Origin of the sequence: Bradyrhizobium sp. CCBAU 11357 (assembly GCF_028128865.1) — a bacterium.
Lineage (GTDB): Bacteria > Pseudomonadota > Alphaproteobacteria > Rhizobiales > Xanthobacteraceae > Bradyrhizobium.
Genome location: NZ_LBJW01000016.1, coordinates 303,856 through 329,943, shown reverse-complemented (window position 1 = coordinate 329,943; position 26,088 = coordinate 303,856). Strand labels below are relative to the sequence as shown.

Here is a 26,088-nt window from a genome sequence, read left to right as displayed (position 1 = left end):
TGGCGCGAGCCTGAACGTGGAGAAGTACGCGGTGGCAACGTCCGGTCTGGCAATTTGTTCCGAATACTGGAACGATCGGCTGATTGAGGCGTCGTCGCGAGGCGTCAGCTCTCTTACAAGCTTTCCTTGCCCACGAGGCTAAATCTTGAAGCTCTTTGTCTGCCAGGCCTGCGGCAACGTCCTCTATTTCGAGAACCGCGCCTGCGAACGCTGCGGCCATCGGATCGGCTTCCTGCCGGAGAAGGAGACGATGTCGGCGATCGAGGCCGACGGGGCGGCATGGAGAATCCTCGCCGACAAGGGCGAAAGCCGGATGCTGTGCCGGAATGCCGAGTACGACGCCTGCAACTGGCTGACCGACGCCGCCGATACCACTGGCTATTGCCGCGCCTGCCGTCACAATGGGACGGTGCCAAACCTCTCGGATCCAGCGCAGCTCGCCGGCTGGCGCGAGCTGGAGGTGGCAAAACACCGTCTATTCTATTCCCTGATCCGCTGGAAGCTGCCGCTCCAGACCCGCCAGGACAATCCCGAGCATGGCCTGATCTTCAATTTTCTCGCCGATGATCCGCACAGCGGCGAGAAGGTCATGACCGGCCACGACAACGGCCTGATCACGATCGCACTGACCGAGGCCGACGACATCGAGCGCGAGCGGCGCCGGCTCGAGATGGGCGAGCCGTACCGGACGCTGCTCGGGCATTTCCGCCACGAGGTCGGGCACTATTTCTGGGACGTGCTGGTGCGCGATGGCGGCAAGCTCGACCAGTGCCGCGCCGTCTTCGGCGATGATTCCGTCGATTACGGCCAGGCGTTGCAGCGTCACTACGCCGAAGGGCCGCCGCCGGACTGGCAGCAGAACTACGTCTCGGCCTATGCCACGACCCACCCTTGGGAGGATTTTGCCGAGACCTGGGCGCATTACCTCCACATCGTCGACACCCTGGAAATGGCCGCCGAGTTCGGCATGGAGGTGCGTCCCAAGATCGACCGCGGCGGGGAGTTGACCGCGCGCATCCGCTTCAACCCCTACGAAGCGAGGGATGTCGAGGCGCTGGTGAACGCATGGCTGCCCTTCACCTTCGCCATGAACAGCGTCAACCGCGCCATGGGCCTGCGCGACCTCTATCCCTTTATCCTGTCGTCCGCGGTGGTCGGCAAGCTGGGCTTCATCCATGACCTGGTCCGGGACGTGGCCAAGCCTGGGAAGCCCTAGGGATGCCGCACGGCGTGCCCAGGGCGCGCCGGGCGGCCCATTTCGGTCTTGTGCTGGTACGCCAGAGTCCCCGGATTTAGACCGTTGCCTCCGGCCCATTTTGATGTACCACGGGAGCCACACGGCCCCTCCCATAGGCTCGAACGGCCAGGGAAGGGGTCCCGCCCAAGGTCGAGACTCAAGAAAAGCATGTTCAAACGCATTCTGATCGCCAATCGCGGCGAAATCGCCTGCCGGGTCATCAAGACTGCCCGCAAGATGGGAATTCGGACGGTTGCGGTCTATTCCGAGGCCGACCGCGATGCCCTTCATGTCGAGATGGCCGATGAGGCGGTGCTGATCGGCCCGCCGGCCGCGGCCGAGAGCTATCTGGTGATCGAGAAGATCGTCGAGGCCTGCAAGAAGACCGGCGCCGAGGCCGTGCATCCCGGCTACGGCTTCCTGTCCGAGCGCGAGGCGTTTCCGCGCGCGCTGGAAGCCGCCGGCATCGTCTTCATCGGCCCGAACCCAGGCGCGATCGCCGCGATGGGCGATAAGATCGAGTCCAAGAAGGCCGCCGCAAAAGCAAAAGTCTCGACCGTGCCGGGCCATCTCGGCGTCATCGAGGATGACAAGCACGCGGTCCGCATCGCCGACGAGATCGGCTACCCCGTCATGATCAAGGCCTCCGCCGGCGGCGGCGGCAAGGGCATGCGCATCGCCCATTCCAAGGCCGAGGTCGCCGAGGGCTTCAACCTCGCCAAGGCGGAGGCGAAGGCCTCGTTCGGCGACGACCGCGTCTTCGTCGAGAAGTTCATCGTCGATCCCCGCCACATCGAGATCCAGGTGCTGGGCGACAAGCATGGCAACGTGATCTATCTGGGCGAGCGCGAATGCTCGATTCAGCGCCGCAACCAGAAGGTCATCGAGGAAGCGCCGTCGCCGCTGCTGGACGAGGCGACCCGCCGAAAGATGGGTGAGCAGGCGGTCGCGCTCGCCAAGGCCGTGAACTATGATTCCGCCGGCACGGTCGAGTTCGTCGCAGGCCAGGACAAGAGCTTCTACTTCCTGGAGATGAACACGCGCCTCCAGGTCGAGCATCCCGTCACCGAGCTCGTCACCGGCGTCGACCTCGTCGAGCAGATGATCCGCGTCGCCGCCGGCGAGAAGCTCGCCATCGCGCAGAAGGACGTCACGCTGACCGGGTGGGCCGTCGAGTCCCGCCTCTATGCGGAAGATCCGTTCCGCAACTTCCTGCCCTCGATCGGCCGGCTCGTGAAATATCGCCCGCCGGCGGAGGCCAGCAAGGACGGCATCACCATCCGCAACGATACCGGCGTGCAGGAGGGCGGTGAGATCTCGATCCATTACGATCCGATGATCGCCAAGCTCGTCACCCATGCGCCCTCGCGCGCGGCCGCGATCGAGGCGCAGGCGACCGCGCTGGACTCGTTCTATGTCGACGGCATCAGGCACAACATCCCGTTCCTGTCGGCCTTGATGCATCATCCGCGCTGGCGCGAGGGCCGGCTCTCGACCGGCTTCATCGCCGAGGAATTCCCCAAGGGCTTTGCGGTGCGGGTGCCCGAAGGCGAGGTCGCGCGGCGCATCGCCGCGGTCGGCGCCGCGATCGATCATGTACTGGGGGCGCGCAAGCGGCAGATCTCCGGCCAGATGGGCGGCCGCGTCGTGCAGCGCGAGCGCCGTCGCGCAGTCTGGCTCGACCGCCAGGAGATCCTGCTCGAGGTCGCGCGCGAAGGCGAGGCGATCGCGATCCGCTTCATCGATGCCAACGGCAAGGCCGGCACTGCGCATCTGTTGCAGTCGCCGTGGAAGCCGGGCGATCCGGTCTGGCAGGGCACCATCGACGGGCAGTTCGTCGCCGTGCAGGCCCGACCGATTCCGAACGGCATCCGCCTCGCGCATCAGGGCGTCGAGGTGCCGGTCTACGTCTGGACCGAAGCGGAAGCGACCTCGGCGCGGCTGATGCCGGTGACGACGGCCTCCGACAGCGGCAAGAAGCTGCTCTGCCCGATGCCGGGCCTCGTCGTCTCGATCGCGGTGAACGAGGGGCAGGAGGTCAAGGCCGGCGAGACGCTCGCCGTGGTCGAAGCCATGAAGATGCAGAACGTGCTGCGCGCCGAGCAGGACGGCACGGTGAAGAAGATCCACGCCAGCGCCGGCGCGACACTTGCGGTCGACGCGCTGATCCTGGAGTTTGCGTAAAGCGTGTGAGTGGGTCTCTCGCCGGGCCCCACGAACACCGTCATTGCGAGCGCAGCGAAGCAATCCAGACTGCCTCTGCGGAAAGACTCTGGATTGCTTCGCTACGCTTGCAACGGAGTATGTTGCGGCTGCGTCGCAACAATTGGGAGGGCACCATGGCCTTTCGATCCCGCCGCGAGATACTGCGCTCCACCCTGTCGGGCACAATTTGCGTCCATCCCGGCTCGGTCTATGACGCGATCTCGATCCGAATTGCCGAGGATCTCGGCTTTCCGCTCGGCATGTTCGGCGGATCGGTGGCCTCGCTGGCCGTGCTCGGCGACCCCGATGTCACGCTGATCACGCTCACCGAGCTCGCCGAGCAGATGCGGCGGATGTCCCGCGCCTCCGCGCTGCCGGTGCTCGTCGATGCCGATCACGGCTACGGCAATGCGCTCAACGTGCGCCGCACGGTGCAGGAGCTGGAGACGGCCGGCGCGGCCGGCCTCACCATCGAGGACACGCTGCTGCCCGCGGCATTCGGTGAGACGAAGGCGCAGCTGATCTCCCTCGAAGAGGGCGTCGGCAAGATGAAGGCGGCGCTCACCGGCCGCAGCGATCCCTCGCTGGTCATCATGGGCCGCACGGGCGCAGCCGCGATCACCTCGATCGAGGATGCGGTGCGCCGCGCCAAGGCTTATGAGGCGGCCGGCGTCGATGCGCTGTTTTTCACCGGCATCAAGTCGCGCGCCGAGCTCGAGGCGATTGCCGCCGCCACGCGCCTGTCGATCGTGCTCGGCGGCGCGTCGGAGGAATTGAGCGGGCTCGATTATCTTGCGGGCCAGCGCGTCCGGATCGCGCTGCAGGGCCATGCGCCGATCGCCGCGGCGACGCAAGCCGTGTACGAGACGCAGAAGGCGTTGCGCGAGGGCACGGCGCCAAAGAGCCTCAAGGGCCTGGCATCGTCGGAGCTGATGGCCCGCGTTGCGCGCGAGGCCGCGGTCAAGGCGCGTAGCGCCGATTGGCTCGGATCGAAGCCATGAGCCGGGTGATTCTCCAGGTCATGATCCGCGGCCGCGTGCAGGGCGTCGGTTATCGGGCCTGGGTGGAGTCCCAGGCCGCCGCGTGTGGCCTCGAAGGCTGGGTCCGCAACCGCCGTGACGGCAGCGTGGAAGCGCTGTTCGCGGGTGCGCCGACGCACGTTGCCGACATGGTCGCGCTGTGCCGCCACGGCCCGCCGCTCTCGCGCGTCGACAGTGTCACCAGTGAAACCGCAAGCGTGGATGAGCTGAATTTGCGCAGGGCAGGGGAAGCGTTTTCCGTACTGCCGACGGTGTAGGTGTGTCGACTCCTCGCCTCGCTTGCGGGGGAGAGGCGGGACAAGCCGTCACCTCGGCAGTTTCGCGATCGCTTCGCTCAGCTCGTGGATCTCGTAGGGCTTGCGCAGGATCGGGAAATCGCCGCGCACGCCGGCGGCGACCTCGCTGTAACCGGTGGCGAGCAGGATCGGCAGGCCGGGACGGATCTGGCGGAGGTGATGGGCGAGGCTGAGGCCGTCCATCTTGCCGGGCATGACGATGTCCGAGAACACGAAATCGACGCCGTCGCTCTCGATCTCGCGCAATGCCGCTTCGGCATCGGCGACGCGGCGCACCTGATAGCCGAGCTGCTCCAGAAGACCGATACTGACCAGCGCGACATCGGGATTGTCCTCGACCAGCAGCACCGTGCCGCTGCCGCGGAACGCCGTTCCCGATGCCTCCCGCGACGGCACATCCGTGCCGCGCGGCAGGACGATGGTGAAGGTCGTACCCTTGCCGAGCTCGCTTGCGACCTTCACCGTGCCGCCGGCCTGGTGGGCGAAGCCGTGGACCTGCGAAAGGCCGAGGCCCGTGCCTTTTCCGATCGCCTTGGTCGTGAAAAACGGCTCGAAGATCTTGTCGAGGACGTCGGAGGGAATTCCAAGCCCGGTATCGCGGACGTCGATCGCGATGAAATCGCCGACGAGGGGCGCCTCGTTCAGCACGACGTTGCGTGCCGCGATCGTCACCGTGCCGCCGTCCGGCATCGCGTCGCGGGCATTGATGACGAGGTTGAGCAGCGCGGTCTCGAGCTCGGAGGCGTCGGCCTTGATCGGCCAGGTGTCGGAGTGGATGTCGAAGGCGAGACGCACGGAGCTGCCGACGCCCGCTTCGAGCACCTCGCGGATGGCCGCGACGCGTTCGGAAAAATCGATCGCCTGCGGGTTGACGCTCTGCCGCCGGGCGAAGGTGAGAAGCTGGTTGGTCAGCGCTGCGCCGCGCTTGGTCGCGGTGTCGATCGCCGAAATGGCGCGCTCGAGCTTGGAGTCGTCGGCGGCGCTCTTCTTCAGGATGTGAAGGCTGCCGCTGATGATCATCAGGAGATTGTTGAAGTCGTGGGCCACCCCGCCGGTGAGCTGTCCGAGCGCATCGAATTTCTGCGACTCGGCCAGCTGCTTCTGCATCGCCTCGAGCTTGAGCTGGGCATTGCGGCGCTCTGTGATGTCGCGTGTGATCTTGGCGAAGCCGATCAGCCTGCCGTCCTCGTAGATCGGGTCGATCACGACGCTCGCCCAGAAGAACGTGCCGTCCTTGCGGACGCGCCAGCCTTCCTCCTCGTATCGGCCCTTTTCGCGCGCGATTCCGAGCGCCCGCGCCGGCTTGCCATTGGCCCGGTCGGTCTCGGTGTAGAAACGGGAAAAATGCTGGCCGAGGATTTCTTCGGGGGAGTAACCCTTGATGCGTTCGCCGCCGATGTTCCAGCTGGTGATTGTCCCGTTTGGGTCAAGCATGTAGAGGGCGTAGTCGGCGACACCCTCAACCAACAGCCGAAAACTGCGCTCGCTCTCGAACAGGTCTCTCTGTTGACTGAACTTTTCGGCCATTCCGGACCCCGCCTCGACGGGAACAAACGCCGAAGAGGTCGGGATGGTTCCCGCCCTCTGGGACATTTTTAGGCAGGCCTTGGGGGCCGTATGCAAGGCTTCTTCTTGACAAGAAATCGGGTTCGTCAGATATTTCTGTCATGACAGAAATAACCGGAAAGAAGAAACTTCCCGCCGCCGTCGAGCGCTTCATCCTGCATTGGGGCGATATGGGCGACGAGTGGGGAGTGAATCGCTCGGTGAGCCAGATTCATGGGCTGCTTTATCTCGCCGAGGCGCCGATGACCGCCGAGGACATTGCCGACACGCTCGGCATGGCACGCTCCAACGTCTCCAACTCGCTGAAAGAGCTGCTCGCCTGGAACCTGATCCGGCGGGTGCCGATCCTGGGCGACCGCCGCGACCATTACGAGGCCGAGACTGACATCTGGGAGATCGCTGCGAGGATCGCGGCTCGGCGCAAGGAGCGGGAGATCGACCCGGCGATCGCAGCGCTTCGCGCCTGCGTGTCCGATGCCACCGACGATCCCGGCATCAGTCCCGTCGCGGCCAAGCGCCTGAAGGAGATGCTCGCGTTCACCGAGCTCGCCGACCACTGGTTCATGCAGATGCTGAAAGTGCCGCGGCCGCGGCTGGTCGCCTTGATGCGGCTTGGCGAGAAGATCGCCAACCTGCTGCCGCTGGGCAAGGTCAAATAGTGTCGAGGAGGGTGCGATGACGTCGGCAAGACTATCAGGCTCCAACGCATCGACCTCCGCTCACACGAGACTGCTCGACGACCGCCGCTTCCGCGCGCTGCTGTCGGACGAGGATTGGGGCCGGTTGCCGCTCGCGACCTGGCGGCGCTTCTCGAAGCGCGTCGCCGACGGCGACAGTGTCGTCTATGTCGGCGTGGTCGACGAGATCGCCTTCAGCGATTTCGGCTGGTGGTTCGCGCAGGCCGCGCGCCTGATCGGCGGACCATTGCCCACCGGCCGCGACATCGGTGTGCCCATGATCGTCACCGTCACCGAGGACGGCGCGACCGGCGGCCAGACCTGGACGCGCATCTGCGCGCGCAAGCGCGGCTTTCCGCAGGTGATCCATTCCGCCAAGCGTTTTGCCGGTCCGACGGGGCTCGAGGAATATGTCGGCTTCGGCGTATCGATGGCGTTGCGCATCGCGGTCGAGGATCAGGTGCTGATCTTTCGCAGCGCCGGCTACGGGCTCCAGCTTGGACGCCTGTGGCTTCCGCTGCCGCGCTGGCTGACGCCGGGCGAGCTGATCGTGACGCATCGAGATCTCGACGAGGGCGCTTTCCGCTTCACCCTCGACGTCACTCACCCGCGTCGCGGCGCGCTGATCCATCAGTCCGTCCTGTTCAGGGAGGCCGTATCATGACGCCGCTGTTGTGGACACTCATCGCCATCCAGATCGTGATGGGTGTGTTCGACACCTTCTATCACCACGAATTCACCGAGCGCCTGGCCTGGCGGCCGTCGCAGCGCTTCGAGCTGAAGCTGCACGGCATCCGCAACATGCTCTATGCGCTGCTGTTCCTGGTGCTCGGCTGGCTCGAGGTCTATGGTGTTCTGGCGGTCTTGATCATCGCCGTGCTCGTTGCCGAGATCGTCATCACGCTGATGGATTTCGTCGAGGAGGATCTGAGCCGCAAGCTGCCGCCGAGCGAGCGCATCAATCACACGCTGCTTGCGATCAATTACGGCGCCATCCTGGTGCTGCTGCTGCCCGCGCTGATCGCCTGGGCGATGCAGCCCGTCGGCGTGACCGTCGTCTATCAGGGCCTGCTCAGCATCGCCGCGACCGCCTGCGCAATCGGCGCTGCGCTGTGCGGCGTCAGGGATTTTGCGGCGATGCGGCGGCTCGCCCGCATGCGAAGCGTGCCGGCGGCCGGACTTGTCGAAAAGCTACCCGGCCGCAAGACCGTGCTGATATCGGGCGCCACCGGCTTCATCGGCAGCCGGCTCGCCGCAAGCCTCAGCGGGGCAGGGCACCACGTCATCGCGCTGATCCGCAATCCCGCGAAAGCCGAGATGCTGCCGCCGCCGGTGACGCTGATCACCAGCCTCGATCAGCTCGGCTCGGACGCGCAGATCGATGCCATCGTCAACCTCGCCGGTGAGCCGATCGGCAACGGCCTGTGGACCGAGGCGAAGCGCGCCAAGATCATCGGCTCGCGCGTCGACACGACTGGCGAGGTCGTCAGGCTGATCGCGCGGCTCGCGCGCAAGCCAGAGGTGCTGATCAGCGGTTCGGCGATCGGCTGGTACGGCCTTTGGGCCGACCAGGTGCTGACCGAATCGGCCAAATCTCATGCCTGCTTCAGCCACGAGCTCTGCGCGGCCTGGGAGACAGCGGCGCGGCCGGCGGAGCAGCTCGGCGTGCGCGTGGTGTATTTGCGCATCGGCCTCGTGCTCGGCACCGAAGGCGGCTTCATCACGCGCACGCTGACGCCGTTCGAGTTCGGCCTCGGCGGTCCGCTCGGCACCGGGCGGCAGTGGATGTCCTGGATCGAACGCGACGATCTGATCCGCCTGATCGCCTATGTGATCGCGACGCCGGATCTGGCGGGTCCCGTCAATGCCACCGCGCCGATCCCCGTCACCAATGCAAAATTCACGGAAGAACTCGGCCGCCGCCTGCACCGGCCTGCGGTGTTCCGTATCCCCGGCGGCCTGCTCCGCCGGATCGGCGGCGGCTTCGCCGACGAGCTCCTGCTCGGCGGCCAGCGCGTGCTGCCCAACAAGGCGCTGAGCCGCGGTTTTGTCTTTCGGCACGAGACGCTGCGCAGTGCGTTCGAGGCGATCTTGTAGGCGCTCGCGGCGTCAAGCTGTGGCGCTCTTGAACGTCGCCGCCACCGCACGCAGCGCCGCGAGCTTGGCCGGATCGCTGATCTTCGAATGCAGCATCACCTTCGAGCTGCCGAGTTTCGGCAGCCTGAGCGCCGCCCCGACATCGATCAGGCCGGGAGGTGCGATCCGCCGCGCCAGCGGCGCGATCGCGAGACCGGCGAGCACGGCAGCGACCACCGCGGTGACGCCGCCGCCGACGAAGCGTTCGCGCCAGGGGATGCGGGCCTTGTCGAGCGCGCGCACGGCGACGGCGCGGACGCCGCAGGGCGGGGCGAGTGTCGCAAGCGGCAATGGTTCGCCCTTCGGCAGGGTGAGACGCCGTGACGCGAACCAGCCAAACTCGTCCTCGGCCAGCTTCTCGCCGCCGCGGCGGCTGCCTTCCTGGCGCACGATCACTGCATCGAGCTCGCCCGCATCATAGGCATCCTGCATCTCGCGCGAGAAGCCGATGGCGACGGCGAGGGTGAGGTTCGACGACATCGCATGCAACCGTTCGAGCAGCGGCACCAGTTCGGGTCCCGCGGCGTGATCGGAGATGCCGAGTGTGAGCGACTGGGCAGGCGACGCGTCGCCCGACAGCGCGCGATCATGCGCCGCCATCAGCGCGCGGGCGCGATCGAGGAAGGCCGCACCATCGGCGGTGAGCCGGACCGCACGCGGCGAGCGCTCGACGAGCCGCTTTGCCAGCAGCGTCTCCAGCCGCTGCAGCTTCAGGCTGACGGCCGCCTGCGTCGTGCCGAGCGCCTCGGCGGCGCGGGTAAAGCTCTGGAGGTCGGCGACCAGCAGGAAGGCCTGAACGGTGGCGATGTCGAGTGCGGCTGTCATTAGCGATCGTTATCATTGATATCAACAGGGATAAGATACCAAAATGACGCCTGCAGGTCTAGCTTCTCACCAACGCCGCGCAGGTCGCGTGGCATCTTACGGAGAACCACCATGCCGCTGATCACCGTGTCCTACACCTCGTCCCGCCAGTCGCCGTCGCTGAAGGCCGACATCGCCAATGCCGTGTCCGAGCTCACCGCAAAAATCCTGCACAAGGACCCGAAGGTCACCGCCATCATCGTGAAGTCGGTCGATGCCGGCGACTGGTTCGCCGGCGGCAAGTCGCTCGCCGAGCAGAAGCTCGCCAGCTACTGGATCGACATCCACGTCACCGAGGGCACCAACACCAAGGACGAGAAGGCGGCGTATCTCGCCGCCATGTTCAAGCGCATGGCCGAGATCCTGGGCCCGCTGCATCCCGAGACCTACCTGCATGTCGACGAGGTCAAGGGCGATGCCTACGGCTTTGGCGGCCTGACCCAGGAACGGCGCTACATCGCCGGCAAGCTCGAGGTTTCGCTGCAGGCGGCGTGATGCGGGAGGCCGCGGGTGAACGATCTCACCCGCGGCCGGCTGCGCACGGTGAACGCGCCTAGGCGGCCGCTTCGGGCAGCAGCGCGCGGGTCGGTCCGAACAGCTCTTCGAACGCCTGCCTGAGCGCGATGTCGACATCGGCCATGGTCACGAGCCGGCCGAGATCGACAAGCGAGGTGACGCCGTAGCGGGGGTCGACGACGCCGCAGGGCACGATGCCGGCGAAATGCGACAGCTCCGGCTCGACATTGATGGCGATGCCGTGAAACGAGACCCAGCGCTTCAGGCGGACGCCGATCGCCGCGATCTTGTCTTCGTGCTCAGGTCCCTTGTCGGACCGCTTCACCCAGACACCGACCCGGTCCTCGCGCCGTTCGCCGCGGACGTTGAAGGCGGCGAGCGTCTTCAGGATCAGCTCCTCCAGGCTCGCGACATAGGCCCGCACGTCCGGCCGGCGGCGCTTGAGGTCGAGCATGATGTAGGCCACGCGCTGGCCGGGCCCGTGATAGGTGAGCTGCCCGCCGCGGCCCGTCGCGAAGGTCGGGAATCGGGCATCGAGCAGGTCGCTTTCCTTGCCCGATGTGCCTGAGGTGTAGAGCGGGGGATGCTCGAGCAGCCAGACCAATTCCGGCGCCTCGCCCGCGGCAATCGCCGCAACGCGCGTCTCCATGGCGGCCACCGCGTCCGGATAGGGCACTGGAGCGTCCGAAATCCGCCACTCGACGGCTTCGCCGCCTGCGGCGGAAAACGACGTCAAATCGAGGTCTTGACGCTGATCCTGGCGGGGGGTGTAGGGCGAATTAACCATTGGCTAACCATAACGTGGTGATGATCAGGAGCAAATGCCAAGTCCTTTGGCGCAAGTCTCAAGTTGCGGCGGTCCTGACAGTGCCCACTCTCGACAAAGTCACCGTGGATCTCATGGTCGTCCTCGGGACGACCACCATGCCAATCCATCAGGTATTACGTCTTTCCCGCGGCGCCATCATCGAGCTGGATGCAACCGAGGCCGACGAGGTCAAGGTGCTCGCCAATAATCTGCCGGTCGCCTCCGGCGTCGTGCTGGTCGACCGCAACCGAATCGCGGTCGAGGTCAAGCAGATGTTGCCGCGCTCGCCAGGGACCCGGTAGGCCCCGGGCCACACGGGAACGGGCTGGCGCCCTGGATATCCGATAAGGCCGATCTCCTGGGGAGCGTGGCGTTTTTCCTGCCAGGCTTGTGAAATTCGGGGCTATTGCAGGCTTGTATCCCCCTGATGGATTTGTTAGATCGGCGGCCGCTGATCCGGCCAGCCTTCAAGCCTCAGGCCGGCATCTCCTTGCGCTCGTGGCGGAACTGGTAGACGCGCTGCCTTGAGGTGGCAGTGGGTAACACCGTGGGGGTTCGAGTCCCTCCGAGCGCACCATAAGTCCTTGTTTCTGAAATCACTCAGATTTTCGGGACCGGCGATCAATTCCGGTCGGGTCGCATCGCGCCCGCCGCGACGTGGTGCCGCCAGGGGCCGCTCCGCGTCCGTCGCCATCGCGACCCGCGCCGGATGACTGAAGATCTCGAACGCGTTTCCTCGCGCAATACCGATCAGGGCGATGCCACGGGCCTCCGCCGTTGGGATTGCACGCGCTATCGGCGCTGACATGCCGACGACGATCCCGGCGCCGATCGCTGCGGTTTTCTGCACCATCTCAGCAAGGTTCCGGACGCGCAGGAACTTGCGATGGCATTTCGGGTTTTGGGTGGACGTGCGAGAGGCTCCGATCTCTCGTCATGAATGAGTGCCACATGACCGGGGGGCGAGAACGATGAGGGACAGCACGTCCGATGTCGCCGACATCAGCGGCGCCGTTCACTTGTGCATCGACATGCAGAACATTTTCGCCCCCGACGGCCTTTGGGCGACGCCGTGGATGGAGCGCGTCCTGCCGACGGTCGTCTCGGTCGTTTCGCGCCATGCGGAGAGAACGATCTTCACGCGTTTCATCACCCCTGAGGATCCGGAGGATCGACCGGGGCAATGGCAGAGCTATTTCCGCCGCTGGCGCCAGGCGACGCGCAGGCATCTGCCATCATCGGCTCTGCAGGTCGTGCCGGCCTTGGCTCGGTTCGTTCCGCCGGCCGCTGTGATCGACAAGCCGGCTTATTCCGCGTTCAGCAATCCCGGTCTTGCGAGCCTGCTGGTCGAGAAGAACGTCGGCACCGTCGTGATATCGGGCGCGGAAACGGACGTCTGCGTGCTCTCGACGGTCCTGAGCGCCGTCGATCTCGGCTTCAGGATCGTCATCATCGAGGACGCGCTGTGCAGCTCGTCCGATGTCGGCCACGATGCGCTCATGACGATGTATCGCACCCGCTTCCACGGCCAGGTCGACTTGGTGACGGCAGAAGAGCTGGGCGAGATCTGGCGGGAGTAGGGAGCTACGATCCGACCTCATCGGGCTGCACAAGCTTCCTCGCCGCCATCGAGGCAGATCAAGCGACTGCGACGTCGGCGGTCACCGGTCTCGCATGCGGCGGCTGCGCGTGGTCTGCGCCGGATCGCATGTTCAGATAGGCCGGGTCGAAACCGGCAAGCCGGACCAGGCCTGGCCAGTCCGTGATGGTCAAGGTCTTGCCCTGCCATTGCAGCAGATTGCAGCGGCGCAGCTCCTGGATGGTGCGGTTGGCATGGACCGGGGAGATGCTGCAGGCCGCGGCGAGGTCGGACTGGGTGAAGGGCGAGGACAATCTGAAGTCTCTGGCGAGCCCGACGGCTTGCAGCCGAACGGTGATCTCGCAGAGCAGATGCGCCACGCGCGTCAATGCGTCCCGGCTGCCGAGGTTCACCGTCCAGTTGCGCTGGATGGCGTGATCGGCAAGCAGAATCAACAGCAGGGCATGCGACATCGCCGGAGAACGCACCGCGAGCTCGCGAAAGAAACGGTGCGGCACGAGCGCGACGATTGCGGGGCCGAGTGCGGTCAGGTTGCCCTCGATGCGCGGGCGATACAGGCTTTGCAGGTTGGCGATGTCGCCGGGCACGCAGATCGCGGTGATCTGGCCATCTGCGCTTTCGTCATTTTGCCAGGACAGATATCCCTGGAGCACCAGGCAGCATTGCGTTGCCTCATCGCCGTGGCGCAGGATGGTCTGATGCGCGCCGAAATGCGCGATGCTGCTCGGCATGTCCGCAAGCAGATCGAGATGGTCCGGGGTCAGTTCGACGAGGCTCGTCAGGCGGTCGGCGAGTTTCGAGAATGCAAATCCTGCCTGCATTTGATCTCCGATCCCCCATCGGCTCCGAGTGTGGCCGAGAACGACGGCGGAAAGCATTAACGTTTGATACGTTCGCTTGGGGTATCGGGGAGGCAGCAAGCCGCTCGCCGATCCAAGGTTCCTCGCACTCAATTGACGTTGTCGCCGAGCATGTTGCGGACGCCTGTGGTCACGGCGGCGACGCCGCTCGTGCCGTGCATCAGCGCAATCTCGCCCTGCTGCGCGTGGCGGATGGCGTGCGCCATGATGCGCAGGCGAGCGTCGCCGCGGCTGTGCCACATCTGGTCGGCCATCCTGACCGCACCGCGGTGATGCCTGCTCATCGCCTCGACGAACAGCGTGTCGAACTGGTCCGGCGGCGCGGTCTTGACCTGGCGCATCTCGGCCGGTGTCAGGAAGCCCGGCATCGCCGCACGCTCCTCGGTGCTGCAATCGGGCATCTCCGTATCGAACCAGCTCAGCCACCAATTCTCGAAGATCTGGTTCTCTCCGGTCTGGCTCGCGACCATCAGCATCGCGAGCTTCCGTAGATGTGGATCCTGCGCGCGCTCGGCCGCCGTCCGAGCCAGCTCGATGCCCTGGGCATGATGCGTGGTCATGTGACGGATGTAGGCCTGGTCGTGATCCCTGTCGCGGCCCATCCACGGCGGCTCGTAACCGTGACCGCCGAACATCGCGACCGCACCGAGCACCGCAATCACGGCCAGCGCGCCGGTCATCCACATGTTGGTGAACCGCACGTCGCTGTCAGGCGCAGTCCCGCGCTTCCAGCGCAGGCGCGCGAACAGAGGATACATCACGGCCGAGGAGCCGTGGACCAGCAGGCCGATCCAGTAGGGTTGTTGCAGCGTGAACAGCGGCTGCCAGAACGGAAACAGCGGCACCAGCACGAACCATTCCATGCCTGAAGAGAACACGGCCCAGGGCAGCGCCAGCAGCAGGATCGTCATCGGCCGCAAGTCGGCCGTCCAGCGTCCGAGCACGCCAAAGAAAACCAACGCCCAGGAAAAATCGGCCCATTGGTGAAAGGCGATCCCGGTCAGGATTGCGCCCCAGGATGGCTCGGAGCTGATCGCCCAATCGCGCGCTGGAATTGCGGCAACCGTCATCCAGTCGACCGCGGCATCGCGGCCGATGCGGGCGGCGAAGAGCTGGCTGACTATGGTCGAGAACGTGCTGCTGATCAGGCCGAGGGCGGCCGCGGCAATCCAGCGCGAACGCCGCCGCTCGCCGATGCTGCGCCGCGCCCCACTCGCGAGCGCTGGTCGCGGCTCTGCGTTCACGTCAGCTGCTTGAGCTTCTTCAGCGGATTGAGCTCGCTCGGCTTGTCTTGTTCGGCGCGCCCGCGCTCGGCTTGCGCCTTGCCGTCATCGTGCAGATCCTGGTCGCCGATGATCTCGCCGACGGCCTGCTTGGCCTTGCCGGCGATTCGTTGCTGCAGACCTTTGGTCTTGCCCATGAGCTGCCTCCGATATGTCCTGCCGACGGGCTCACGCCGCTACCCCGGCGCCTGAAGGGGGCGTGGGCGCCGGGGCTGCGGTCTTGCAAACTGCCTCCGGCGGCGGGGGGAGACGCCGGAAAGCATTGATGAGACTCTTCGAAACGCGGATGGTTCCTGCTGATATCACCGAGGTTCGAGCGCGATGATCACGCCTTCGTTGCCGCGGAGCAGGATGGACGCATCCGGCACCGACTCGGCCTGTCGATCCAGATGCGTCGACATCAAGAGACGGCCGCGGCCTTGCCAGTGGAATTTCCGCGGTTCGGCCGCGATATTGAGCGCGACCAGAAGCTCGTTACGGCCATCCAGCCGCTTGTAGGCGAGGACATCGTTCTGCGACCGCAGCGGTTCGTATTCGCCCCGTTGCAAACCAATATGCTCGCGCCGCAGCGCCATCAGCGCGCGAAACAGCGCCAGGATCGAGCGCGCGTCGCGCTGCTGCCCGGCGACGTTGGCTGCACCATCGGGCGACTCGAGCGGCAGCCATGGACGGCCCGTGGTGAAGCCGCCGTCGGGACTGTCGTCCCATCGCATCGGTGCGCGTTCGGGATCGCGGCACAGGCCATAGCCAGGCACGAGCTTCTCGAAGGGATCGTGAACGCGGCCCGGCGGGATCGGCACGCGCTTGCGGCCGATCTCGTCGCCCATGAAGAAGAACGGCGTTCCCCGCAGCGTTATCAGCAGCATCGCCAGCACGCGCATCTGCGCCTCGCCGATCTTGCTCGCGATCCGCTGCTTGTCGTGGCCGCCGATGACCCAGACCGGCCAGCCATCGTCCGGGATGGCGTTGAGATAGGCGTCGATCGTGGCCTGCAGCGAGAGGGCGTCCCATTTGGAATCGTGCAGGGCGAAGTTGAGCGGAAGATGCAGGCGCGGCCGGTCGTTGCCGTAGAAGTGGCCGATGCGGTCGGTCTTGCCCTGGACCTCGCCGCACAGCATCCGCCCGGGATAGCCATCGATCACCTCCCGGATGAACTCGATGCAATCCATCGTCTCGGGCCGGTCGTCGGTAAACACCGTCGTGTTCCGCTGCGGCGGCGGCTTGCCCTCGGCCTCGGGGTTCGGCGGGTTGTCGCGCAAGAGCCGGTCCTTGATCAGGACCGCGCTGGCGTCGACGCGAAAGCCGTCGACGCCGCGGTCGAGCCAGAACCGCATGGTCTCGGCGATCGCGGCGCGCACTTGTGGGTTGCGCCAGTTGAGGTCGGGCTGCTCGACCAGGAAGGAATGATAGTAATATTGCCGGCGCGCCTCGCACCATTCCCAGCCGCTGCCGCCGAACCGGCTCAGCCAGTTGTTGGGCGGTCCGCCGTTCTCGGCGGGCTCGGCCCAGATGTACCAATCCGCTTTCGCGCTGTTGCGCGAGCTCGCGCTCTCGACGAACCATGCATGATCGTGCGCGGTGTGATTGGGGACGAGGTCGAGAATGAGCCGGATGCCCGCACCGTGCAGCGCCTCGAGCAGGCGATCGAACTCCTCGAGGCTGCCGAAGGCGGGATCGATCGAACAATAGTCGGAGATGTCGTAGCCGAGGTCGCGGAAGGGGCTCTTGTGGATCGGCGTCAGCCACACCGCATCGACGCCGAGCCATTTCAAATAGTCGATGCGCGACAACAGTCCGGCAAGGTCGCCCTTGCCGTCACCGTTGGAGTCCTGAAATGAGATCAGCGCGATCTCGTAGATGACCGCGGATTCCCACCACGCAGCTTCGTCACGGGACTCGACGCTCATCACCTTGCTTCACCTCGTTGGTCTTGGGATGTGCCGCGATCTGCCTTGCCGCCGTTCGGACGCTCTCGATGCCCTTGGGAAAACCGCTGCGGTTCGGATAGAGCTTGCGCCGTGCATCGCGCGGCGGGCGGCGCGGCTTGGTGTCCTGCGCAGCGCGGTAGTCGAGCACGGCGATGCCGCCGACCATCAGCAGAGCCAGGGCGATGTTGCCCTTCTTGGGGTTGTCCGACGTCAGCCCGGACATCAGCGCGGCGGCATCGAGGCCGTCGCCGCCGACACGGGCCCATAGGCCGGCGTTCTTGTCGACCGAGAGCGACATGATCCCGGCAAGGATCTCGCGCACGCCGAAGGCGCGGACCAGCGTCTCACGGCCTTCCATGCCCAGCGTGTGCGTGACGCGCCTCGGTGCGAAGAGCTCGACGACGCCGAGGCCGATGCTGAACCAGCCGAGTGCGCGCGCGAGCTGGTCCGCCGGCTGCTTCAGGGTCGGTCCGCCCGCGACGATCTTGGGGTCGCCCTTGGTACGCACGATGTTGGAGAAGTGAAACATGGCTTGCTCCTTCAGGGCTTCAGCACGACCTTGACGCAGGAATCGCGCTTGTCGCGAAACACCTGGTACATCTCCGGTCCCTGGGCGAGCGGGACGGTGTGGGTGATGACGAAGGACGGATCGATCTCGCCTTCTTCGATGCGGCGGAGCAGATCGTCGGTCCAACGGTTGACGTGGGTCTGGCCGGTTCGCATGGTCAGGCCCTTGTTCATGAAGGCGCCCATCGGGAGCATGTCGGACAGGCCGCTGTACACGCCTGGCACCGAGATGATGCCGCCGGGACGGCAGACATAGATCATCTCGCGCAGCACGTGGGGCCTGTCACTCTCGGCCATCACCATCTGCTTGGCGCGGTCGAGCAGGGTGTCGGGGAGAGATGGCATCACATGCGCCTCCATGCCGACGCAATCGATGCATTTTTCCGGACCCTTGCCGTCGGTCAGCTCCTGGAGCCGCTCCACCACGCTCTCGGTCTCGAAGTTGATCGTGGTGGCGCCGCCGGCCTCGGCCATGCTGAGCCGCTCCGGCAGGCAGTCGATCGCGATCACCTGATTGGCGCCGAGCAGGATGGCGCTGCGGATCGCCATCTGTCCGACCGGGCCACAGCCCCAGATCGCGACCGTGTCGGTCGGCTCGATGTCGCATTGCGCGGCGGCCTGCCAGCCGGTCGGGAAGATGTCGCTGAGGAACAGCAATTGCTCGTCGGGAATGCCCGCGGGCACCTTGATGTGGGTGGCGTCGGCAAAGGGCACTCGGAGATATTCGGCCTGGCCGCCCGGATAGCCGCCGGTCAGATGGGTGTAGCCGAACAGGCCCGCCGTGGCGTGCCCGAACACCTTGTCGGCCAAATGACGCTTGCGGTTGGTGGTCTCACACACCGAGAAATTGCCGCGCTTGCACTGGTCGCATTCACCGCAAATGATCGTGAACGGCACGACGATGCGGTCGCCCTTCTTCAGCTTGCCGTCGACGCCCGAGCCGACCTCGACCACTTCGCCCATGGTCTCGTGGCCCATGATGTCGCCGGGCAGCATGCCCGGAATGAAATTGTGGAAGAGGTGCAGGTCGGAGCCGCAGATGGCGCAACTGGTGACCTTGATGATGGCGTCACGCGGATCCTGGATCTCAGGGTCGGTGACGGTATCGCACCTGATGTCCTCCTTGCCGTGCCAGACCAGCGCCTTCATCGTCCGTCCTCCCGGTTGAGCCACGTGGCATCTAAGTCCAGGCACAAACGATGGTTGCTATCGCCGCGCGCAAATTCTGCACGCTGCGCAAATAGGAACGAGAGAGCAGGGCAGCGATTAAGCGTGATCGCCTCAACCGCAAGAGCTCAAGGATTGCCGCATGCCCGCCAATCAACTCGCCGTCGTCACCGGCGCCTCAACTGGCATCGGTCTGGAACTCGCCAGGTGCTGCGCGCAGGCCGGGTTCAACCTCGTCATCGCCGCGGACGAGCCGCAGATCGAGCGCGTGGCCGTCGATCTGCGCCGGCTCGGCGGCAGCGTGGAGCCGGTCGAGGCCGATCTTGCCACCACCGAGGGCGTCGACAAGCTGTGCGCGGCGGTCGGCGACCGGCCGATCGACGCGTTGCTGGCCAATGCCGGCATCGGCCTCGGCAAGGCGTTCCTCGAACAGGACTTTGCCAGGGTGAAGCACCTCATCGACACCAACATCACCGGCACGCTGCATCTGATCCACCGCGTCGGCAACGAGATGCTCCGCCGCAGGGCCGGCCGCATCCTGATCACCGGCTCGATCGCCGGCTTCATGCCGGGCAGTTTCCAGGCCGCCTACAACGCCAGCAAGGCGTTCCTCGATTCATTCTCCTTTGCGCTGCGCGAGGAGCTGCGCGACAGCGGCGTGACCGTGACCTGCCTGATGCCGGGTGCGACCGAGACCGAGTTCTTCCGCCGCGCCGACATGATGGACACCAAGGTCGGCACCGAGAAAAAGGACGGCGCCTACGACGTCGCCAGGGCCGGCTTCGATGCGATGCTGCGCGGGGAGGCCGATATCGTCACCGGGCTGAAGAACAAGATCCAGACGACGGTCGCGAACGTCACGCCGAACGAAATGCTGGCCAAGCAGCATCGCAAGATGGCGGAGCCGGGGACCGCAAGGTCGTAGAGCGACGCGCACGCAATCTAACGGAGCGGCGCGAACCGCTTTGCGGCGGAGAAAAGAGACTTTCGATTCACATAGTCTGATTCACATAGCCTAATGCGGCGTGGCCCTCAAACCGTCAAATTGTACGGGCTGAACAAAGGGGGCGGCTGTGGCGATGGATCGCATCGAACACGCCTTTATCGCGACTGCCGTTACGGGTTTTCTCGTGATGTTGGTTGCAATCGTCTGGATGATGTTGAGCTGAAGGTGGGGGAGGTTGCCGCCTTGCGCATCGCGCTACCTTACGCCGCAGTCGTGCTTTGCCTGGTGGTGACCGCCTGGCTTGCCATCGCTCATCTATTTTGATGGTCGCTCGGTTGCGACCTTTCAACCGTTATCTACGAGATCGGCTGCTCGGCGATGAGCCCGGCGAGCTTCCGCGCCATCGCCTGAAGATCGATCGGCTTTTCCAGTAGCGGCACGTCCTGAAACTCCGGACCGAGCGTGATCTTGTCGTATCCGGTCGTGAACACGAACGGCACGTTCCGCGCTCTCAGCTCGCGGGCGATCGGAAAGATCATCTCGCTGCGGATGTTGACGTCGAGCACGGCTCCGTCCAGGACGCTGCCGTCGTGCAGGATCTTGTGCGCGTCTTCGAGATGGCCGACGGGACCGGCGATCTCCGCACCCAGCGCGCGGAAGGTCTTGCCGATGTCATCGGCGAGAAAATACTCGTCCTCCACCACGAAGATGCGGCGCCCCCTAAGCTCTGCGCGCTGATGCGACAATGCCGCCATGCTGTCTAGGCCTCCAAACGCACAGGAACATAAGCCGGCAATCCGCCTTGGTGCAAACTGCAACGACGCAATTGGAGCCGGGTTCCATGGCTAACCGCGACATTATTGTCATCGGGGGCTCAGCCGGGGCGACCGCTCCATTGAAGCAGATTCTGAGCCGTCTGCCCGCGGACCTGCCGGCCGCCGTCTTCATCGTGTTGCACATTCCGGCGCAGGGCATCGGCATCCTCTCCACCGTGGCCGGCAGTGCCGGGCCGCTCCCGGTGCGGCAGGCCGAAAACGGCATGAAAATCGAGCCCGGTCAGATCTATTTGGGTGCGCCGGATCATCATCTTCTCGTCACGGAGGACCGCATCTTCCTCGGTCGCGGCCCGCGGGAGAACATGGTGCGGCCGGCGATCGATGCGCTGTTCCGCTCGGCCGCGCTCTCTTACGGGCCGCGCGTCATCGGCGTGCTCCTGAGCGGCCTGTTGTCCGACGGTGCGTCCGGCCTCAACGCCATCAAACGCTGCGGCGGCTTGGCCGTGGTGCAGGACCCCGCAGACGCGATCTCCGACGAGATGCCGCGGCGCGCCATGGAGGCGACCACGGTCGACCTCTGCGTTCCCGGCGCCACCATGGGCGACGTGCTGTCCGAGCTCGTCAGGGAGCAGGCCGGCGTCGTGCTGCCGATACCGCCCGAGATCCGGCTCGAGGTCGAGATCGCGGCCGGTGAGCGGATTGGAAGCGACAATCTGGTCTCGATGGCTGACCCTGTCGCCGTGACCTGTCCCGCCTGCGGCGGGGTACTTTCCGAGGTGAAAGGCGCCCGCCCGATGCGTTTCCGTTGCCAGGTCGGCCACGGCTTCACCGCCGATGCGCTCGCCAAGGAGCAGGAGGGACGCGTCGATGAAGCCATGCGCGTGGCATTGCGGATCATCGAGGAGCGGGCGGAGCTGATGCAGCGCATGGCGGCCGACGGCCAGCGCAGCGGCCGGGCTGCCGTCGCCGAGATGTACGAGGCTCGCGCGCTCGAATACCGCGAATATGCCGACATGATCCGGCGCGTCGTGCTAAAGTCGCTCGATCCTTCCGTCGCCAAGCGGGAGGCGTGAAGGCGCTGCCATGGCCGTCTCCCTTGCCGAACGGACCGCACAGCTCGATGCCGAGCAACGCCTGCTGGTCAAGGCCGATCAGGACATCGAGGAGGGATGGCAGCGCATCCGCAACCAGGAGGATCGGGTGCGCGAGCTGATGGCCGGCGGGCGCGACACGTGCCAGGTGGAGCGGCTGGTCAGCCAGCTTAAGCAAACCCTGATCGAATGGGAGCGTCACCGCGTCCTGATCGCGCAGCGCGTGGCCTTTCTCCAGCGCGAGGTCAATCCGGAAGCTTAGGGGGACCGGGTCCGCTCGACGCAGCGCAGCAGCGCTCTCTCGCGCTTGTCCCTGAATCGGACCAGCTGGGTCAAAGAGACGCCCGAGACATTTTTGGCTTTGATGTGTTGGGATAATATTGAATTCTGCTATTTGCAGGGCGGGGCGCCCAACGGGTTCCCGCCAGCCAGTGAGCCACCAGAGCCATGACCGAAAACGGCGACCAGCCGGTCGATGCAAACCGTCAGAGCAAGACCCCGCTGATCATAGGGGTCGGCGCCTCGCCCGGCGCGCTGGACAGCATCGAGCGCTTCTTCGCCAAGATGTCGGTCGGGGCCGATCAGGCCATCGTGCTGGCGCTGCAGCACCACGAGGCGTTCGACGAGCCGCGGCTGCGCGACATCGTGCAAAAATCCAACGGCAACAAGATCGCCGAGATCGCCGACGGCCGCCCGATCGAAGGCGGCACGATCTATCTGTGTCCACCGGCCATGATCACCACCATCCAGGGCGATCGATTCGCAATCCGCAAGGCCGAGCAGGCGCCCGGCGAACGCGCCACGATCGACAGCTTCCTGGTCTCGCTGGCCGAGGAGCGCGCCGAGCAGTCGATCGGTGTCATCCTTGTCGGCACTGGGGGCGACGGCACGCTGGGCACGGCGACGCTGAAGGATCACGGCGGCCTCGCCATCGCCGAGAAGATCGCAAACGCGGAGGAGGCCAGGCATCTCGACGGCAACACGCCCGCCGCGATTGCCGACTATGTGCTGCCGCCCGAGGATATCCCCGAGCACATCCAGGTCTATGCCCGTCATCTCAGGCGTCTGGAGGAGAAGCAGGGCTTCGACGAGGTCCTGGCCGCGGCCGCCAGCTCGCTGTCGCGCATTGCCGACATCCTGCGAAACAAGACCGGCAACGATTTCCACGGCTACAAGCAGAATACCTTCTTGCGCCGGGTGCAGCGGCGCATGCAGGTGGTCCGGATCGACGACATTGCCGCCTATGTGGACTTCCTTCGTAACGACAAGGACGAGGCGCAGTACCTCTTCAACGACCTCCTGATCGGCGTCACCGAATTCTTCCGCGACAAGCGCGAGTTCGAGGTGCTGGAGACGCAGATCGTTCCGAAGATTTTCGAGGGCAAGGGGGTGGGCCAGCAGGTCCGCGTCTGGGTGCTCGGCTGCGCCACCGGCGAAGAGGCCTACTCGATCGGCATCCTGTTGCGCGAGCACATGGCGCGGACGGATTCCGTGCCGCAGGTCCAGATCTTCGCCACCGACATCGATGGACGGGCGCTTGCGACCGCCCGCGTCGGCCGCTATCGCACCAACATCGAGACGGACATGACCAGCGAGCGGCTGGCGCGCTGGTTCGTGCGCGAGGGCGATACCTATTGCGTGGTGAAGGAGCTGCGCGAGATGTGCATCTTCTCGCAGCACAACGTCATCAAGGATGCGCCGTTCTCGAAGCTCGACCTCGTCTCCTGCCGCAACCTTCTCATCTACATCAATGCCGAATTGCAGAACCGCGTCATTCCGCTGTTCCATTTCGCGCTGCTGCCGGAGCGATATCTGTTCCTCGGCAATTCCGAGAACGTGACCCGGCATCCGAAGCTGTTCGCCCCGGTCGACCGCCGCGCCCGGATCTTCAAGAAGCTCGAGACGGGAACGCGGCTGCCGCCGGAATTTCCGATCGCGACCGCAACCGGCAGGGTGCCAGTCGAGGTCCCGGCGTTGCGCTCGTTCGGCCCCGATGTCGGCCTGGAGCGGCGCGCGCAGCGCATCGCGGAGCGCTATGCGCCGGCCTATGTCATCACCGACGAGAATTTCCAGGTCCTGCATTTCTCCGGGCGCACCGGCCGCTACATCGAGCCGACGGCAGGGGCCGCCACGCTCGACCTGCTGCAGCTCGTGCACCGCGATCTCCGGCTGGAATTGCGCACCACGCTTAGCCGCGCCGCCGACACCAATGAGACCGCTCATGCCGAGCAGGTCCAGCTCGGCGTGAACGGTCACCGCGTCCTCGTCGACATCACCGTCGAGCCGATCCAGGACGGCGTCGGTGGCCACCGCAATTTCGTCGCTCTGTTCAAGGACGGCCCGGCGCGAACCGTCGAATCCGACCAGGGCGATCCGAACGCGCTGGTGCGCACGGAGCACGTCGAGCGCCTCGAGAACGATCTGCGGGCCACGCGCGAGCGCCTTCAGGCGACGATCGAGGAGCTCGAGAGCACCAACGAGGAGCTGAAGTCCTCGAACGAGGAATATCAATCGCTGAACGAGGAGTTGCAGTCGGCCAACGAAGAGCTCGAGACCTCGCGCGAGGAGCTGCAGTCGGTCAACGAGGAACTGACCACCGTGAACGGCGAGCTGGCGCACCGTGTTCAGGAGCTGACGCGCGCCACCAGCGACCTGAAGAATTTCCTCGAGAGCACGCAGATTGCTACGGTCTTCCTCGATAACGAGCTGCGCGTGATGAACTTCACCCCCGCGATCACCCAGCTCCTGCATCTGATCGAGACCGATACGGGCCGGCCGATCAGCCATATCAAGGCGCGTATCCCGATCGAGGAGCTCTACGATGACGTCCGCCGGGTCCTGCGCACGCTCGCCAGCGTCGAGCGCGAGCTGAGCGCGCCGGACAGCGGCACGCGTTATATCGTGCGCATCCTGCCATATCGCAGCATCGACAATTTCATCGCGGGCGTCGTCATCACCTTCATCGACGTCACTGCAATCACCCGTGCCGAGGAGCGGCAGCGCCTGCTGCTGGCCGAGCTCCAGCACCGGGTTCGCAACACCCTCGGCGTGGTGCGCTCGATTGCGCGCCGCTCGGCGGAAACGAGCTCGACCGTGGAGGAATACGCCTCCCATCTCGACGGACGTCTCAATGCCTTCGCCCGCACCCAGGCGCTGGTGACGCGCGATCCCGAAGGCGGCGTCGATCTGGAGTATCTCGTGGTCGAGGAGCTGCTCGCCTACAATGCCAGGGAAGGCGAGCAGATGCGGGTCTCGGGCCCCAAAATCCGCTTCCAGCCAAAGGCCGCCGAAACCTTCGCACTCTCGATCCACGAGCTCGCGACCAATGCGCTCAAATACGGCGCCTTGAGTCAGCCGAGCGGGCGCATCGAGGTGGCCTGGCGCGTCGACGAGAGCACCGATCCGGCGGAGCTGGTGTTCGAATGGCGCGAGCGCGGCGGGCCGCCCGTGGCGGCAAGGCCGCGAAAAGGATTCGGGACCGAGCTTCTGGAGCGCACGCTGGCGTTCGAGCTGAAGGGGCAGACCACGATGACGTTCAACCCGGCCGGGTTGCAATGCACCATCACCATCCCCCTGACCAAGCGTGCCTTCCACACACCGGTGGTGGCCGCCTGATGCCGTTGTCGACAGCCGATCGCAGCCTGCTGGAGCCGGCCATTCGCCGGCTGAGCGCGCTGCGGCCGTTGTCGACCGAGGCCCGCGCGTCGCTGGAATACGCCATGCTCGAGGGCCTGCAGCGTGCCGGGTCGGGTGAGGATCTGATCGTCGAGGGCGATTCCGTCGACGCCGTCCGAATCCTGTTGTCGGGCTGGCTCGGCCGCTACAAGACGCTGGAGGACGGAAGGCGACAGATCGTCAACTTCATCTTCCCGGGCGAAAGCTGCGATGCGCATGCCTATCTGCTTGCCGAGATGGACCATTCGATCGTGGCGCTGACGCCCGTGGCCTATGCCGAGATCAAGCGCGCCCGCTTCGAGAAACTGCTCGCCAACAGCCCCACGCTGTCGGAAGCGTTCTGGTGCGAGACGCTGCTCAACAGCGCAATCCAGCGCGAATGGGCGATCAATCTCGGCCGCCGCGTCGCATTGGAGCGCGTGGCACATCTGTTCTGCGAAATCGTCGAGCGGCTGCGCCCGGTGGGAATGGTCGACGGCAATTCCTGCCTCATGCCCGCGACGCAAATGGATCTCGCCGATGCCACGGGTCTTTCCGTCGTTCACCTCAATCGGACGCTCCAGGAGCTGCGCGCGGCGGGGCTGATCGTGCTGCGCGAGCGGACGCTGACCATTCCGGACCTCGATGCGCTCAAGAACGCGGCGCTGTATTCGCCGAGCTATCTGCGCCTGTATCGAGGGACTGAATCGGCGCGATGAGGGAGCGTTTGCGGCGCGGAAAGCCACGTCGATTCCAGTTACGGCCACGGCTGACGGTTGAAAGAGCGCTCCGCAAAGGTTGCGGTCGCTTGATCCAGGTTAACTCACGAAAGCTTTTTGAGCCACTGGCTGGATTTGAGTAACCTATGCAA

25 protein-coding genes, 1 tRNA gene and 1 pseudogene are annotated in these 26,088 nt (G+C 65.4%); 16 read left to right on the top strand and 11 right to left on the bottom strand.

Translation table 11 applies throughout. The features are described from left to right. Positions 1-145: 145 nt before the first annotated feature. The 4 genes from XI05_RS04960 to XI05_RS04945 all read left to right on the top strand — a co-directional run bounded on the left by XI05_RS04960 (position 146) and on the right by XI05_RS04945 (position 4,739). Complete coding sequence (locus tag XI05_RS04960) at positions 146-1,216, top strand: zinc-binding metallopeptidase family protein (RefSeq protein WP_271499181.1); 1,071 nt, start codon at positions 146-148, stop codon at positions 1,214-1,216. 189 nt (positions 1,217-1,405) lie between these two features. Next, the gene (locus XI05_RS04955; protein ID WP_271499179.1) at positions 1,406-3,421 is read left to right on the top strand and encodes an acetyl-CoA carboxylase biotin carboxylase subunit; all 2,016 of its coding nucleotides are present in this window, start codon (positions 1,406-1,408) and stop codon (positions 3,419-3,421) included. Between the two features lie 155 nt (positions 3,422-3,576). After that, positions 3,577-4,443: an isocitrate lyase/PEP mutase family protein gene (locus XI05_RS04950; protein ID WP_271499176.1), complete on the top strand. Its 867-nt coding sequence runs from the start codon at positions 3,577-3,579 to the stop codon at positions 4,441-4,443. After that, positions 4,440-4,739 carry an acylphosphatase gene (locus XI05_RS04945; protein ID WP_271499173.1) on the top strand — a complete coding sequence of 100 codons (300 nt, stop codon included), beginning with the start codon at positions 4,440-4,442 and terminating at the stop codon, positions 4,737-4,739. Before XI05_RS04950 ends, XI05_RS04945 begins: the two co-directional genes overlap by 4 nt. 48 nt (positions 4,740-4,787) lie before the next feature. On the opposite strand, the gene XI05_RS04940 is transcribed toward XI05_RS04945, so the two are convergent. After that, a complete protein-coding gene (locus tag XI05_RS04940) occupies positions 4,788-6,305 on the bottom strand; it encodes a PAS domain-containing sensor histidine kinase (protein ID WP_271499171.1) in 1,518 nt (505 codons plus the stop codon). Between the two features lie 140 nt (positions 6,306-6,445). Between XI05_RS04940 and XI05_RS04935 the strand changes: the two genes are divergently transcribed. The 3 genes from XI05_RS04935 to XI05_RS04925 are packed head-to-tail and all read left to right on the top strand — an operon-like array spanning position 6,446 to position 9,118. Beyond that, the gene (locus tag XI05_RS04935) at positions 6,446-7,003 is read left to right on the top strand and encodes a GbsR/MarR family transcriptional regulator (RefSeq protein ID WP_172783297.1); all 558 of its coding nucleotides are present in this window, start codon (positions 6,446-6,448) and stop codon (positions 7,001-7,003) included. A 16-nt stretch (positions 7,004-7,019) separates the two neighbouring features. Next, positions 7,020-7,685, top strand: a complete 666-nt coding sequence (locus XI05_RS04930) for a DUF4166 domain-containing protein (protein ID WP_271499169.1) — start codon at positions 7,020-7,022, stop codon at positions 7,683-7,685. Next, on the top strand, positions 7,682-9,118 hold the full coding sequence (locus tag XI05_RS04925) for a TIGR01777 family oxidoreductase (protein ID WP_271499167.1): 1,437 nt from the start codon (positions 7,682-7,684) through the stop codon (positions 9,116-9,118). Before XI05_RS04930 ends, XI05_RS04925 begins: the two co-directional genes overlap by 4 nt. 12 nt (positions 9,119-9,130) lie before the next feature. Here XI05_RS04925 and XI05_RS04920 read toward each other — a convergent pair whose 3' ends face one another. Then, positions 9,131-9,982: a LysR family transcriptional regulator gene (locus XI05_RS04920; protein ID WP_271499165.1), complete on the bottom strand. Its 852-nt coding sequence runs from the start codon at positions 9,980-9,982 to the stop codon at positions 9,131-9,133. Positions 9,983-10,093: 111 nt separating this feature from the next. On the opposite strand from XI05_RS04920, the gene XI05_RS04915 reads away from it, so the two are divergent. Then, positions 10,094-10,516, top strand: coding sequence for a tautomerase family protein (locus XI05_RS04915; protein ID WP_271499163.1), 423 nt, complete (start codon positions 10,094-10,096; stop codon positions 10,514-10,516). A 58-nt stretch (positions 10,517-10,574) separates the two neighbouring features. Here the strand turns inward: XI05_RS04915 and lipB are convergent, their stop codons facing one another. Next, positions 10,575-11,324, bottom strand: a complete 750-nt coding sequence (lipB, locus tag XI05_RS04910; protein ID WP_271499161.1) for a lipoyl(octanoyl) transferase LipB — start codon at positions 11,322-11,324, stop codon at positions 10,575-10,577. 80 nt (positions 11,325-11,404) lie between these two features. Between lipB and XI05_RS04905 the strand changes: the two genes are divergently transcribed. Both XI05_RS04905 and XI05_RS04900 read left to right on the top strand, forming a co-directional pair. Further along, positions 11,405-11,647, top strand: coding sequence for a FliM/FliN family flagellar motor switch protein (locus XI05_RS04905; protein ID WP_018647371.1), 243 nt, complete (start codon positions 11,405-11,407; stop codon positions 11,645-11,647). 190 nt (positions 11,648-11,837) lie between these two features. Continuing rightward, a tRNA-Leu gene (locus XI05_RS04900) sits at positions 11,838-11,922 on the top strand. 132 nt (positions 11,923-12,054) lie between these two features. On the opposite strand, the pseudogene XI05_RS04895 reads toward XI05_RS04900, so the two are convergent. Further along, a pseudogene (locus XI05_RS04895) lies at positions 12,055-12,222 on the bottom strand (formate dehydrogenase accessory sulfurtransferase FdhD); the annotation flags it as partial. A gap of 94 nt (positions 12,223-12,316) precedes the next feature. Between XI05_RS04895 and XI05_RS04890 the strand changes: the two are divergent. After that, positions 12,317-12,925 (top strand): cysteine hydrolase family protein, encoded by a 609-nt coding sequence (locus XI05_RS04890; protein ID WP_271499159.1) that lies wholly within the window; start codon positions 12,317-12,319, stop codon positions 12,923-12,925. A 58-nt stretch (positions 12,926-12,983) separates the two neighbouring features. Here the strand turns inward: XI05_RS04890 and XI05_RS04885 are convergent, their stop codons facing one another. From XI05_RS04885 to XI05_RS04860, 6 genes are all read right to left on the bottom strand, one after another. Continuing rightward, positions 12,984-13,766, bottom strand: a complete 783-nt coding sequence (locus tag XI05_RS04885) for a Crp/Fnr family transcriptional regulator (protein ID WP_271499157.1) — start codon at positions 13,764-13,766, stop codon at positions 12,984-12,986. Between the two features lie 128 nt (positions 13,767-13,894). Beyond that, the gene (locus tag XI05_RS04880; protein WP_271499155.1) at positions 13,895-15,049 is read right to left on the bottom strand and encodes a DUF305 domain-containing protein; all 1,155 of its coding nucleotides are present in this window, start codon (positions 15,047-15,049) and stop codon (positions 13,895-13,897) included. Further along, a complete protein-coding gene (locus tag XI05_RS04875) occupies positions 15,046-15,225 on the bottom strand; it encodes a CsbD family protein (protein ID WP_271499153.1) in 180 nt (59 codons plus the stop codon). The genes XI05_RS04880 and XI05_RS04875 overlap by 4 nt, the downstream gene beginning before the upstream one ends. A 165-nt stretch (positions 15,226-15,390) precedes the next feature. Further along, a complete protein-coding gene (locus tag XI05_RS04870) occupies positions 15,391-16,995 on the bottom strand; it encodes an alpha-amylase family glycosyl hydrolase (RefSeq protein WP_271499151.1) in 1,605 nt (534 codons plus the stop codon). Beyond that, positions 16,976-17,545 carry a hypothetical protein gene (locus XI05_RS04865; protein ID WP_271499150.1) on the bottom strand — a complete coding sequence of 190 codons (570 nt, stop codon included), beginning with the start codon at positions 17,543-17,545 and terminating at the stop codon, positions 16,976-16,978. Before XI05_RS04865 ends, XI05_RS04870 begins: the two co-directional genes overlap by 20 nt. An 11-nt stretch (positions 17,546-17,556) precedes the next feature. Then, positions 17,557-18,732 (bottom strand): zinc-dependent alcohol dehydrogenase, encoded by a 1,176-nt coding sequence (locus XI05_RS04860; RefSeq protein WP_271499149.1) that lies wholly within the window; start codon positions 18,730-18,732, stop codon positions 17,557-17,559. Positions 18,733-18,892: 160 nt separating this feature from the next. Here XI05_RS04860 and XI05_RS04855 point away from each other — a divergent pair, with 160 nt between their 5' ends. Continuing rightward, positions 18,893-19,675, top strand: coding sequence for an SDR family NAD(P)-dependent oxidoreductase (locus tag XI05_RS04855; protein ID WP_271499147.1), 783 nt, complete (start codon positions 18,893-18,895; stop codon positions 19,673-19,675). A gap of 377 nt (positions 19,676-20,052) precedes the next feature. Here the strand turns inward: XI05_RS04855 and XI05_RS04850 are convergent, their stop codons facing one another. Further along, positions 20,053-20,451: a response regulator gene (locus XI05_RS04850; RefSeq protein WP_271499145.1), complete on the bottom strand. Its 399-nt coding sequence runs from the start codon at positions 20,449-20,451 to the stop codon at positions 20,053-20,055. Between the two features lie 86 nt (positions 20,452-20,537). Between XI05_RS04850 and XI05_RS04845 the strand changes: the two genes are divergently transcribed. From XI05_RS04845 to XI05_RS04830, 4 genes are all read left to right on the top strand, one after another. Then, the gene (locus tag XI05_RS04845) at positions 20,538-21,545 is read left to right on the top strand and encodes a chemotaxis protein CheB (protein ID WP_271499143.1); all 1,008 of its coding nucleotides are present in this window, start codon (positions 20,538-20,540) and stop codon (positions 21,543-21,545) included. Positions 21,546-21,555: 10 nt separating this feature from the next. Further along, on the top strand, positions 21,556-21,825 hold the full coding sequence (locus XI05_RS04840; RefSeq protein ID WP_271499141.1) for a hypothetical protein: 270 nt from the start codon (positions 21,556-21,558) through the stop codon (positions 21,823-21,825). Between the two features lie 185 nt (positions 21,826-22,010). After that, complete coding sequence (locus XI05_RS04835; protein ID WP_271499139.1) at positions 22,011-25,178, top strand: CheR family methyltransferase; 3,168 nt, start codon at positions 22,011-22,013, stop codon at positions 25,176-25,178. Next, positions 25,178-25,936 carry a Crp/Fnr family transcriptional regulator gene (locus XI05_RS04830; RefSeq protein WP_271499136.1) on the top strand — a complete coding sequence of 253 codons (759 nt, stop codon included), beginning with the start codon at positions 25,178-25,180 and terminating at the stop codon, positions 25,934-25,936. Before XI05_RS04835 ends, XI05_RS04830 begins: the two co-directional genes overlap by 1 nt. The last annotated feature ends 152 nt before the right edge of the window (positions 25,937-26,088 follow it).